The sequence below is a fragment of the Arcicella sp. GW458-12-2-14-TSB2 genome (assembly GCF_059423785.1).
Map to the genome: position 1 here is coordinate 1 of NZ_JBWKYN010000044.1, position 12,099 is coordinate 12,099.

A 12,099-nucleotide genomic window follows, 5' to 3' on the forward strand; every position below is an offset into this window, starting at 1 on the left:
ATTCAACGAATTAACATTAATTATTACCCTAAAATTTTTATAAAAGTATGGCAACTCAGAACTCCATCAAAACTTATCTTCCCCGAATAATACTATTATGTGTTGTAGTACTAGGCTTATATTTCGGATATTCAAAATATAAATATGCACAGTCGCATGAAGATACAGACAATGCACAAGTAGAAACGTATTTTGTGCCAGTATTACCAAGAATGGCAGGTTATGTAAAATCTGTATCAGTAAAAGATTATGATGTTGTAAAGAAGGATGAATTAATCCTTGAGATTGATAGTGACGAAGCTAAATTAGCTTTAGACGAAATGGAAGCAGATTTGTTACAAGCGCAGACAGATGTAGAAAATGCCAAGGCTAATATTACAAACTTGTCTATGAGTATTAAATCTAACGAAGCAAATTTGAAAGCTACTTATTTGCGTAGAGATAAAGCGAAAAAAGATGCTGACCGTGATGCTGCTTTAGTAGCCGAAAATGCGATTACTCGTAAACAAGGCGATGATAGCAAATCAGCGTATGAAGTGTTGGTAGCTCAATACGAAGCAGGTATCGCTGACATTTCGGCAACAAAATCAAGAATGCCCATTTTACAAGCAGCCTTGCACAAAGCGGAAGCTACTTTGGCTGTAAAAAGAGTAAAGATTGAGCAACAAAAATTAAAACTCACTTATTCAAAAGTATTCGCACCAACATCTGGAAGAATTGGTAAGAAAAGTGTAGAGCCGGGTCAATTTATCCAAGCTGGACAACCATTGATGACAATCGTTCAAGATTCTACTTTCTGGGTAGTAGCCAACTTTAAAGAAACACAAGTAGGTCGTTTGAAAATTGGGAGTGAAGCCGAATTAAAATTAGATGCTTATCCAGACAGAGTTATCAAAGGAAAAGTTATTTCTATTTCAGAATCAACAGGTGCTAAAACATCATTGTTGCCTCCTGACAATGCTTCTGGAAACTTCGTAAAAGTTACACAACGTGTACCAGTGAAAATAGAAATACTTGATTTAGCGAAAAATAAAGATATTCTAAGAGCCGGACTTTCATTAGAGGTAAGTGTTCAAGTTAAGTAGTTGTGAATTAGTGAGTTAGTGATTGAGTGAATATTGATTATTCACAATTACAACTGTGATAATAGAGAATAATTATTTTATCCAAATAATTATAATTCACTAACTCACTCATTCTATCACTCACAATTAAAAAAACTAAACATGGCTGCTAAAACAGGATTTGCAAAATATATAATCGTTATCACGACGGTTTCGGCAGCAATTATGGAATTGCTCGATACCACCATCGTGAACGTTGCACTCAATCAAATGGCGGGTTCTTTGGGCTCTACGATTGAGGACGTTGCTTGGGTAATTACTTCCTATGCCATTGCGAACGTAATTATCATTCCCATGACGGGATTTTTAGGAGAATATTTTGGCCGAAAAACATATTATTTAACCTCCATGGTACTGTTTGGAGTAGCCTCCTATTTTTGTGGGGCGTCTGAGGGACTATGGGAATTGGTTTTCTGGCGTTTTATTCAAGGGATAGGCGGAGGAGCGTTGCTTTCAACCTCTCAAGCTATCTTATTTGATGCTTTCGAGCCAAAAGATAGAGGTATTGCCTCAGGGCTATTTGGGATGGGTATCGTACTTGGACCAACATTAGGCCCAGCATTAGGAGGATATATTTTAGAAACTTATAACTGGTCACAGATTTTCTATGTAAACATCCCGATTTGTGTGATTGCTACGGTACTGACATTAATTTATATTGATAGAAAGGAAGGAGAGGGAGAGCGGAAAAAAGAAATACAGATAGATTACATCGGTATTATGTTGTTGATTGTGGGTATTGGTGCATTACAATTTGTGTTAGAAAAAGGAGAGTCTGAAGACTGGTTTGAATCAAGAATGATTGTTACGGTAAGCATAATGGCCGCCATTGGAATCATTGGGTTTGTCTGGCATGAACTCACTACCGAACACCCCGTAGTAAACCTCAGTATTTTTAAACACAGAATCTTTGCTTTTTCTACCATGTTCAATCTGGTCTCTGGTTTAGGTTTATTTACCTCTGCCTTTGTATATCCAGTATTGGTACAGCGAGTAAACGGATTTACTCCTTTTGAAGCAGGGGTTTCGCTAGTAGCTCCGACCTTAGCTGCTGTAGTGCTTTTCCCTATTATTGGTAAACGCATGGCTGGTGGAGCATCACCAATTCCTTTTATGGTGGCGGGTATTCTCTTTTTTATCTTTTTTGGTTTTTATAGTGGTACGGCTACACCCGATATGGGTAAATGGGATTTCTTTCCTATGCAAATTTGTAGAACCATCGGGATTTCCTTATTGCAACTACCACTTATCAATCAGGCTGTGGCAGGGTTAAAACCTAAAGAATATCCAGCAGGTATTGCGTTGTCGAACATGATTCGTCAGTTAGGAGGAGCTTTTGGAATTGCCTTGGCCAATAACTTTGCTACCAATCGTGCTGCTCAGCACCGTTCAGACTTGATGGCGAATATGAGTACCGATAATCCGCTATTTAATGAAAGAGTAGCTAATGCTACCAGAAGTATGATAGCGAGCACGGGGGATAGTTTCAATGCTGCCGCAATGGCTTATAAACAGCTTGAAGCCGCTGTGTCACGGCAGGCTTATTATTTGGCTTATTTAGATACTTTTAGATTAATTTCTATCTTCTTTATCTGCTTACTTCCTTGCGTGTTTTTGTTAAGAACCAAAAAACTAACGCCAGAAGAAGCCGCAGCAATGGCTAAGGCCGCTGCTGAAAGCCATTAATTTTAAACACAATTATTCAGTGTATAAACTTGATTAATTTTTGAAACAATGAAAATAAAATATAATTATATCATTTCGCTTTTATTGCTTGCCGACTTCTTCGTTGGACAAGAAGTATTAGCTCAAGATAAAACCGATGAGTCGCTTAAACAGTTGGTACGTGCTGCCATTGAGTACGCTCCTAAAATTAAGGAGCAACAGCAAATGATTACCATAGGTGATTATCGTACTAAAATACAAGAGTCAGCTTTGAAACCACAGATTCAGTCTGAAATTGGTGTAACCAGAATCGACCCTGTTGCTAAAGCTTCCTTTGCTTTTGGCTCAACTACGACCAATTTGCAGTTTCAACCCAACATGAATTACAATGCCAACATTGGTGCTAACTATGTGTTGTACGATTGGGGTAAACAAAATATCAATATCGAGAAGTCTAAATTAGAGACAGAACTTTCTAGAACTGGCGTTGAAGGATTGAAAAATATATACGCTTATCAAGTAGCTAATTTGTATTATGGTATCGTTTATACACAGAAAGCCATAGAAGTACAAAAAGAGCAATTGAAACTGGTAGATGATAACGGGAAAATTATCAGCGACCGCCTAAAGCAAGGTGATGCATTAGATTATGACCAAGTGTCGATTCAGGTAAGATATAAAAATGCTGAAACTAGATTATCAGACTTACAAAGCCAGTTAGAACGTCAATACATTTACCTTTCTTCTTTAATTGGTAAAGATGCACACGGGACTATTTCCCCAAATGCTGATTTTAATTTAGGACTTACTGCCTTGAGTGTAGAGGAGGCATTGAATCAAGCACAGACTACTAATACAGATTTGAAAACCTTGAAGGATAGAGATTTGATTGCTGAGCGTGAAGTGAAAATTGCAAAAATGGGTTCTGCCCCTTATATTGCAGCGAATGCTTCGTTAGGGCTTAAAAATGGATATTTGCCTAGAATTAACGGCGAAGTTCCTCCCATTTCTGAAGACTTCAAGTTTGGTAGTACAGTAGGGTTAAAGCTTACTATTCCTGTATATTCTGGTAACAAAACGGCTCATCAGACAGAAGTAGCTAGACTAAACCGCGAGATGTTGAAATATACTGCGGAGGTGACGAATCAAAACTTAAAGAGAGATTTAGAAGCCGCTCAGAATGATTATAACGCTGCTAAAAACAAACTAGATTTATCAGAACGTAATGTTTTCCAAGCACAATATGCCTTGAAATTAGCAAACGCACGTTTCAAGAATGGTGTAATTACTAATGTAGAAATAGAGGCTTCGCAAACAGCCTTAAGAGAAAGTCAGTTAACACAATTACAATATCAGTACCAAATGGCCATTGCCCAATTAGAACTTAATCGTTTGACGGGCATTAAGTTTTGGTAAAAAATATGAGGCTGACTACTACGAATAGTCAGCCTCAAACTCAATGAAAAAACAACTACTCTGTTACTTCTTCCTATTCTCTTTTTTTCAGAGCAAAGCTGCTGAAACAGATTCTACATCTGTTAATAAGCTTGCTAATCTCAAAATAGTAAAATTCTTTATTGGTCATAAATACCTTGTTTCTCCCTTTGTTTTTTATATGCCTGAAACCAGTTGGGTATTAGGCGGAGGAGTAAAACGCTTTTTTAATGGCGGAGGAGAGGGCGACTCGCTCACTAGGGTTTCTAATACTGCTGTTTTCTTGCAATACTCCTTGAACAGTCAGATAATGTTTGAACATAATTATCAGATTTTCACGAACAAGGAGAAATATTATATCGTTGGGTATTATGGTTTTAGTCGCTTTCCAGTGCTTTTTTATGGTGTAGGAGCAGAGGCAAAGCCAGAGAATGAAGAAGCTATTACTTTTGATTTAATCAGATTTGATAATTTGACCTACCGCAAAATTGCTAATCATACCTTTGCAGGGTTAGGTTGGCGATACTTCAAAATGTATAATGTACAAGGCAAAAGCAATGGAATATTAGAGCATGGGAATGATGTCATCGGTCGCGAGGGTTCTACTGTTTCGGGATTAAATGTCTCAGTACAGTTTGATAATCGAGATAACGTTTTGACTACATCACAAGGTTCTTTTTTACAAATAGAATATTCTGCCCATGAACATTGGACAGGCAGTACGCAGTCATTCCATCGTTGGCAACTAGATGCTAGAAAGTTTTTGAGACCGTTCGCCCAACGCAAAGATGTATTGGCTTTTCAGGCCTTTGCTTTTCTCTCAAATGGAAATGTTCCTTTTCATGAGTTAGGATTATTGGGTGGAGATATGATTATGCGTGGATACTATGTTGGTTCACGCAGGGATAAAGATTTGCTAGCATTCCAGACAGAGTATCGTTGGCAAGCCTTAAAGCGTTGGGGATTAGTAGGTTTTGGCGGGTTGGGTTGGGTAAATAATAAAATCGGAGACATGAATATGACCAACATTCTGCCAAGTTATGGTGCTGGGCTACGCTTTAAAATAAACCGTAAAGAAAATGTAAATGTGAGAGTAGATTACGGTTTCGGAAATGGTCAGCAAAACTTGTATTTTTTTATTGCGGAGGCGTTTTAGGGAGTTTGGAATTGAGCGTTTGGAGTGTTGAGTTTTCAATTTTAACATGAAAATACCTACTTCTTTACCTTCCAAATGGAGAGGCATCGTTTAATTACTTGGTGCGTTGCTTTCGCACATGTTGTTGGTGAAAAACATCAACAACGGCAAAACGGCAAAGTTGTCCAATCTTTTTTAGTCTCCTTAAATTAATTACGATTTCTTAAAATATGTTAAATTACACCTAATATCTACTTACTTCAAAGCTTCCTGCAACGGTTCTTTTCTTTTGTCGGTCATAATGTTGAATGATTTTGGATGGTACGTCCATTAAAACACCAATATAACAATCATTAATTATGACCAAATACAAATTAATCTATCTACTATTAGTGCTTAGTACAATCGGATTTGTAACTAGCATCTTATCTTGTAAGACAGCTTCTGAGGAAGAAGTCATTATCACTCCAGTTGTAATTGATGGAGACTTTGATACCAAAACTAAGGATACTACTTTTGCCAATGCCGTGGTAATCAAGTATTCTGGCACTACTGCAACCGTTACAAATCCATTTGAAAGTTCAGGCGTAAAAGTAAGTGTGACGAATGGAAATGTAGTGGTAACATCTACCACCACTACTACCGAGGTAAACTATGTGCTTTCAGGCTCGACTACCGAAGGAAGCTTAAAACTTTACAGTGATTATAAATTTAATCTTATCATGAATGGCGTTAGTATTATTCATTCTAGCGGACCTGCTATTAATATTCAGTCGGGGAAGAAAGTATCTGTTAATTTACTAAGCGGAACCAATAACCGTGTGGTAGATGGTACTGCTTATGCTACTAGCACAGAAGACCAAAAAGGAGCGTTCTTTAGCGAAGGACAATTGAATTTTGCAGGTACTGGTGCTTTAACGGTAATTGCGAATTACAAACATGGAATTTGTAGTGACGATTATATTGCTATTAAAGAAGGGACAATCACTGTTACACAAGCCGTTTCAGATGGCATACATGCCAATGATTATTTCAAAATGGAAGGTGGAACATTATCAATAACCTCCTCTGGAGATGGAATTGATTGTGAAGAAGGCTATGTCGCGCTATCAGGAGGAAATATTACTGTAACCAGTGTTGACGATGGAATTACAGCATCTTATGATGGAACAGATACAAGCATAACGCCTTATGTATCTATCACGGGCGGAACGATCAATGTAACAACTACAGGAGAGAAAGGCAATGCGATAAAAAGCGAAGGATATACGACAGTAAACAATAGTAGTACTATTACCCTCAAAGTATCAGGCAGAGCATCAAAGGGCTTTAAGACTACGGGAAATTTAACGCTTACCAATGTTAATACTAGTATCACTACCTCAGGAAATGCCTTTTATGATACCAGTGATTCAGATATAGCTTCGGCAGCAGGAATTAATTGTGATGGTAATTTTGTCATGCAACAAGGAACAGTTACAATCAATAGCACTGGAACGGCAGGAAAAGGAATCACCGTTGATGGCACTTCGACGATTAATGGTGGTACAATCAATATCACTACTACTGGTGCGGCCTTTACTAGTAATAACCAAGATAGTGAAGCCAAAGGCATTAAAAGTAATGGTGCTTTGGTCATCAATGACGGAACTATTACTATTTCGGCAGCGGATGATGGTATCAAGTCGGATGCTTCGATAACTTTTAACAAAGGAAACCTTTCTATCACAAAATCAACGGAAGGAATTGAAGCACCTAAGATTACGGTAAACAATGGTACTATCAATGTACTATCATCCGACGATTGTATTAATTCAACCAATGGGAATGGTGGAGAATCTAATGATGGTAGCTTGATGACATTTACAGGAGGGGTAGTAACGGTAAGTTCAACAGGAGGGGACCCCTTGGATAGTAATGGAAGTATCAGCATGACGGGAGGAATCGTAGTGGCTCAAGGCCCACCATCGCAACCAGAAGTAGCGATAGACTATAATGGAACGTTTAACATTTCCGGCGGTTTACTGATTGCATCAGGACCAAGTGCTAGTAGGATGGCTCAGGCTACCAGCACTACCTCAGCACAGAATACAGTATTTGTTAAGTTAAATAGTGTACAAGCTTCTGGTACGTTGTTCACTGTTCAGGATGCTTCTGGCAATAATTTGGTGACTTACGCACCTGCTCGTGCAGCAGGATATTTTGTATTTTCATCGCCTAGTCTTGCTACGAATGCTACGTATAAAGTACTGACGGGTGGTTCTTATGCCAATGGCACAAATACAGGAGGCTATTATTCAGGAGGTAGCTACACAGGCGGAACACAAAAAGGAACATTTACAGTTTCTAGCAAAGTAACTACAGTAACTTATTAGTGAATATGCCTTTAAAAGGAAAATGAAGCTGTCCGAAAAGTTTTCATAGCCAAATATTATTCTGTGAAAGACCTCACCCCCAACCCCCTCTCCTTCAGAGATGGGGCTTTTTGAGCCCAAAAGTTCCCATCTCTGAAGGAGAGGGGTTAGGGGTGAGGTTAAAATCCAAAGAATATTTGGTGATATTTTCCTTTTTAGACAGCCTCATTAGTTTTTTAAGGTTTTTAATATTCTTCTTCTAAATTTGAGGGAATTTCAATCAAACGCAATAAACATGCAATTAATACCCTTCCTACAAAAAGGCTTTGTACTGTCAAGTAGCAGAGTTACTAAGCTGGCTAGTTTAATTAATCAAGAAGAAGCCTTTTTTCGTCCTTATGATAAGGTAAACCATTTTACATGGGAGCTCGGACATTTAACTTTTGTTCGGAATACTATTATCAAATTATTGAATCCATCTGAACAACTTTCAACTTTTCATAACGAACGTATAACCTTCGCACCGGGGACAGCACTGTTGGAGAATGAAATGTATCCGCCCTTGGATAGTCTAGTAGCTACTTTTCAACAAAGAGGAGAAAGAATTATTGCATTATTAGAGGAGGTAAACCAAGAAAGATGGGATATCGAAAGTCCTTATAAATTGCCAGCAGGAAATACAGTGGGCGACCAAGTTTCATTTTTTCTCCTACATGAAAATACACATTATGGAGAGATGAGTTATTTGAAGAATATAATCGTTAGATTGAGAACCGAATAATTTAAAGCTGAGGAGTGAGCCTTTCAAAAACACACTCCTCAACTAATATTACAATTTACTAACTTCACTACTAAACAGAGCCACTACCATAGCTACAACTATGATTACTACACAAGCTAATCCTTTGCAGAAAAATTTTAAACAGTCTCTCATCTTAATTTGAAGTTTATCCCAATATTGAATCCAATTTTATTGGGCTTTATTAATAATAACGAATTTGAATCACTCTGTTGATTCAGTGAATAACTGAAGGTTGGCTCAATAAATAAATAAGCATTATCGCCTATTTGTCTGGTAATACCATAAGCTATATTAGCAAAACCATTGAATTGGTTACTCCCATTAATTTTGTAAGCTCCCTCCACTCCTACATTCACATAATGCGAAAGCGACTCGCCTCTTAGAAAAGTATATTGCAATTCTACCTTAGTACCTAAATAATAAGCAGATTGTGAATACACTTTTTTAATTTCTGCAAAACTTACATCTACTCCCGTATTGTCAGGCGACTGTACCACTAATGAATCTGTACGTACCTGATAACTAAAACTATGATTGGTTTTGGTAAAAGTCAGCCCCGTTCTAAGCTTAAATCTGTCTGATAAAGTAAATACTAAACCCGCCTGTGTGTAAAAGCCCAGTCTGTCAGCATCATCATTTACGGCTATTTGATGCACATAATTAGCGTCGTTTCCATTAGCAGTAATGGTATAGTAATTAATAAGTGGCATCGCACTTACATACCATTCTAATGGTTTAGATTCTTTAAAATATACAGTGGGCTTTGGCCCACGATACCTTATTTTTGGTGTTCTGAAATGATTCGTAAACGGATGATAATCTTTTGAATCAAGTGCAGAAAGCATCTTAAAACGGCTTCCCGCTACTTCACTTAATTGATTATTAGTACTTACTGCATTATCATTAATCGTGTTGTTTGTTCTATCTGAGAATACAGCAGAACGCCCCTTTGTATTGCTTTTGTTAAAGGAATATTTCTGAGTATTATTATATATTACATTGCCTTGTTGGTCTCCAGCACATGATAATTCACTTTGATGATTATCTGTTTGTGTAATAGGTGGTACTTCGCCAGTATCAGTTCTATTACCCTTTTTAGCTTTTAAAACTCCCTGCTTTTTATAAGATACTATGGCTTCTTTTTCAACAGTTATAGCCTCTTTTTTACTGATATTCCCCAATTTAGCTGTATTTATCTTTGAAGATATACCTACTGATTCTTCTGCTAATTCATTACTATTTGTAGCATCATTAGGGTTTTTAGTTATATTTTTTGATGACAAAGTACTTATATCTTCGGTAGGTAAATCTTTGGCTATATTGTCTGATTTTTTCGTTTCAACATTACTGTGTTTATTTTCCTCAATACTTTTCTCTGCTTCTTTCTGACTATTTGCAAATTTTTCTACAGGTTGTTCTATCTTGGCTTCACTATTATTATTCATTTTAGAAGGCAATAAGTACACCCCTATTCCCGTCAGTAATAACAAGACAGCTACAGCGGCAAATTGCCAATATGGTATTTTCCTTGCTGGATTAGCAGGAAGTTGAGGCTCTATTGCTTTCCAGAGCTTGTCGTTTGGTTCTGACTCAAAATCAAACAAGTTATCTCGGAAAAGGTCCTCAAAAGGATCTTTATCTTTATCAAGTGCGCTCATAGCTGATAATTCCCAGTTGTTTTAGTTGCTTTCTAAGCAGTTCTTTTGCTCTTGAAAGCTGTGATTTTGAAGTATTCTCGCTCACACCCAACAGTTCCCCTATCTCTGCATGATTATAACCATCTATCACATAGAGGTTGAAAACCATGCGGTATCCATCAGGCAATTGGTTAATCAGCGCAAGAAGTTCTTCACTTGTAAGTGTTGATAATAGGTTGGGGTAATCATCATTGCTTAGTACAATATTTTCATAGTCTGTATTTTGTTGAAATTTTAAATTAGCATGATAATAATTGATGGCAGTATGTATCACGGCCTTTCTAACCCAAGCACCTACGGCTTTGGGGTTTTCCAGGGAATGAATATTATTAAATATCTTCACAAATGCTTCTTGGTAAATGTCTTCGGCTTCCTCGGGCGTGCGAGTATAACGACGACAAACACCCATCAACTTGCTTTTATACAGGTTATAAAAAGCAGTTTGGGCTTTGCGGTCGTTTTTTTGGCAGGCTTTGACTAATTCCTGTTCGTTGAGCATTTAGTGAGTTTTATTAAATGATGAATTGTTTAAGGAGAATACACCATTTATATAAGGTTTATGGGCTGACTCTTTAAAAATTTATCATTTATTTTTTTATTCTTATGGTAAAATTGGCTTTCAGTATCTCTCCATTAGTACTGGTAATAACATACTTAAATTGATCATTATACTCTTTGCCATCTTGTTGTTTAAGCTTATAAAAAAGCTTTTTGTCTTCAATCCGTATCATTCCATAAATGGGTTGGGTTTCAATAGTTATACTTTTTATACCTACACAACTAGCCAAATATAATCTATAAGGAAGTTCAACCTCTGAACTTTGTATCTGACTAGCCGACAATTCCATTTCACCATTTTTTATAAAAGCCTTACAAGCGGGAATTGTGCGAATCAATATTTCGACAAACATTTTTTGTGGATTATTCCCATTTTTGTCATAAATCGTGTATTCTAACACATCATTGGCTTCTTGCTTGATTGTCTGGCTGTATTCAATTTCCGAATTGGCATTTACAGTTGCCTTGCCAAACTGTGGATTTATCGAAACCTTTAGGCTCTTTATATCGTAATCATCACAAATTTTATCGTTGTCCAACACTTTAATTTTCTGTACTGAAGTATCGTATTTATCAACCACAATGACATCTGGAATCAAAATATTTTTACACCAATTACCTTGTACGTCTACCCTAACACCGACAATCCTGCAAACTGGATTACTGCCACCCGTGCATATTTGATAAAAGAAAATATCATCTTGATTTCCACTACTTGGCGTATAAACAATCTTATTTTTAATAATTTCTACCGTGCCAAAAGTAGGTTTGTCTAAAATCGCTAATGAACTAGAATCCACGATGGCATTACAAAAACGGTCGTTTTTCAATACATCCAACACCGTTGGCGTATTTACTTTTACCGTAAAGAAATCTGGGATGGCTCCAGCATTACACGGAATCTTATTGTTATCAGAAGTAATATTTACTTTTATGGTATCGCGTTTAATTGCGTTACCATTTGTCATCTTATAAATCAGCAATTCCGATACTTCGTTTTTCGTAGAATCTGACTTATAAACTAGATACCCTGTTTTTGAAAAAGAATATTTGCCATATTGAGGCGCACTTTCGATTTTAATGGAAGTATATCCTGATGATTTCAATAGTACTTTAAGATCAATAGCAATAAAATTATTAGGGGGTGTATAATAATTTTTTGTATCAATCAACGAAATAGTAGTTAAGGTTGGTTTTATAGTGGGTTCGACTTCAATAATTTCGTCGCACGCACAAACCAAACATAACACCATCATAAAAAATATTCCTACAAAAATTCTCATATTGTTTTCAAAACAGAACAGTTGTGGTTAGTCATTCCTACAACTGT

General features: G+C 36.9%; 9 protein-coding genes. 6 read left to right on the forward strand and 3 right to left on the reverse strand.

The genetic code is table 11. From position 1 onward, the window contains the following. The first annotated feature begins 47 nt into the window (after window positions 1-47). The 6 genes from AC07XN_RS08595 (at window position 48) to AC07XN_RS08620 (ending at window position 8,493) form a co-directional block, all read left to right on the forward strand. The gene (locus AC07XN_RS08595) at window positions 48-1,085 is read left to right on the forward strand and encodes an HlyD family secretion protein (RefSeq protein WP_494742735.1); all 1,038 of its coding nucleotides are present in this window, start codon (window positions 48-50) and stop codon (window positions 1,083-1,085) included. 141 nt (window positions 1,086-1,226) lie between these two features. Further along, complete coding sequence (locus tag AC07XN_RS08600; RefSeq protein ID WP_309920623.1) at window positions 1,227-2,810, forward strand: DHA2 family efflux MFS transporter permease subunit; 1,584 nt, start codon at window positions 1,227-1,229, stop codon at window positions 2,808-2,810. Between the two features lie 48 nt (window positions 2,811-2,858). Then, window positions 2,859-4,205, forward strand: a complete 1,347-nt coding sequence (locus tag AC07XN_RS08605) for a TolC family protein (protein ID WP_494742736.1) — start codon at window positions 2,859-2,861, stop codon at window positions 4,203-4,205. A 43-nt stretch (window positions 4,206-4,248) separates the two neighbouring features. Further along, complete coding sequence (locus tag AC07XN_RS08610) at window positions 4,249-5,379, forward strand: BamA/TamA family outer membrane protein (protein ID WP_494742737.1); 1,131 nt, start codon at window positions 4,249-4,251, stop codon at window positions 5,377-5,379. A 338-nt stretch (window positions 5,380-5,717) separates the two neighbouring features. Then, complete coding sequence (locus AC07XN_RS08615; protein ID WP_494742738.1) at window positions 5,718-7,733, forward strand: carbohydrate-binding domain-containing protein; 2,016 nt, start codon at window positions 5,718-5,720, stop codon at window positions 7,731-7,733. Window positions 7,734-8,007: 274 nt separating this feature from the next. Continuing rightward, the gene (locus AC07XN_RS08620; protein WP_309914319.1) at window positions 8,008-8,493 is read left to right on the forward strand and encodes a DinB family protein; all 486 of its coding nucleotides are present in this window, start codon (window positions 8,008-8,010) and stop codon (window positions 8,491-8,493) included. A gap of 149 nt (window positions 8,494-8,642) precedes the next feature. Here AC07XN_RS08620 and AC07XN_RS08625 read toward each other — a convergent pair whose 3' ends face one another. From AC07XN_RS08625 to AC07XN_RS08635, 3 genes are all read right to left on the reverse strand, one after another. Continuing rightward, complete coding sequence (locus tag AC07XN_RS08625; RefSeq protein ID WP_494742739.1) at window positions 8,643-10,172, reverse strand: hypothetical protein; 1,530 nt, start codon at window positions 10,170-10,172, stop codon at window positions 8,643-8,645. Then, window positions 10,159-10,710: an RNA polymerase sigma factor gene (locus AC07XN_RS08630; RefSeq protein ID WP_492800288.1), complete on the reverse strand. Its 552-nt coding sequence runs from the start codon at window positions 10,708-10,710 to the stop codon at window positions 10,159-10,161. The genes AC07XN_RS08625 and AC07XN_RS08630 overlap by 14 nt, the downstream gene beginning before the upstream one ends. A gap of 88 nt (window positions 10,711-10,798) precedes the next feature. Then, window positions 10,799-12,052 carry a hypothetical protein gene (locus AC07XN_RS08635; protein WP_494742740.1) on the reverse strand — a complete coding sequence of 418 codons (1,254 nt, stop codon included), beginning with the start codon at window positions 12,050-12,052 and terminating at the stop codon, window positions 10,799-10,801. Window positions 12,053-12,099: the final 47 nt, after the last annotated feature.

Coding starts and splice junctions, on each gene's coding strand:
- AC07XN_RS08610 (WP_494742737.1), top strand. CDS start 4,249: ATGAAAAAACAACTACTCTGTTACTTCTTCCTATTCTCTTTTTTTCAG.
- AC07XN_RS08620 (WP_309914319.1), top strand. CDS start 8,008: ATGCAATTAATACCCTTCCTACAAAAAGGCTTTGTACTGTCAAGTAGC.
- AC07XN_RS08595 (WP_494742735.1), top strand. CDS start 48: ATGGCAACTCAGAACTCCATCAAAACTTATCTTCCCCGAATAATACTA.
- AC07XN_RS08630 (WP_492800288.1), bottom strand. CDS start 10,710: ATGCTCAACGAACAGGAATTAGTCAAAGCCTGCCAAAAAAACGACCGC.
- AC07XN_RS08625 (WP_494742739.1), bottom strand. CDS start 10,172: ATGAGCGCACTTGATAAAGATAAAGATCCTTTTGAGGACCTTTTCCGA.
- AC07XN_RS08615 (WP_494742738.1), top strand. CDS start 5,718: ATGACCAAATACAAATTAATCTATCTACTATTAGTGCTTAGTACAATC.
- AC07XN_RS08600 (WP_309920623.1), top strand. CDS start 1,227: ATGGCTGCTAAAACAGGATTTGCAAAATATATAATCGTTATCACGACG.
- AC07XN_RS08605 (WP_494742736.1), top strand. CDS start 2,859: ATGAAAATAAAATATAATTATATCATTTCGCTTTTATTGCTTGCCGAC.
- AC07XN_RS08635 (WP_494742740.1), bottom strand. CDS start 12,052: ATGAGAATTTTTGTAGGAATATTTTTTATGATGGTGTTATGTTTGGTT.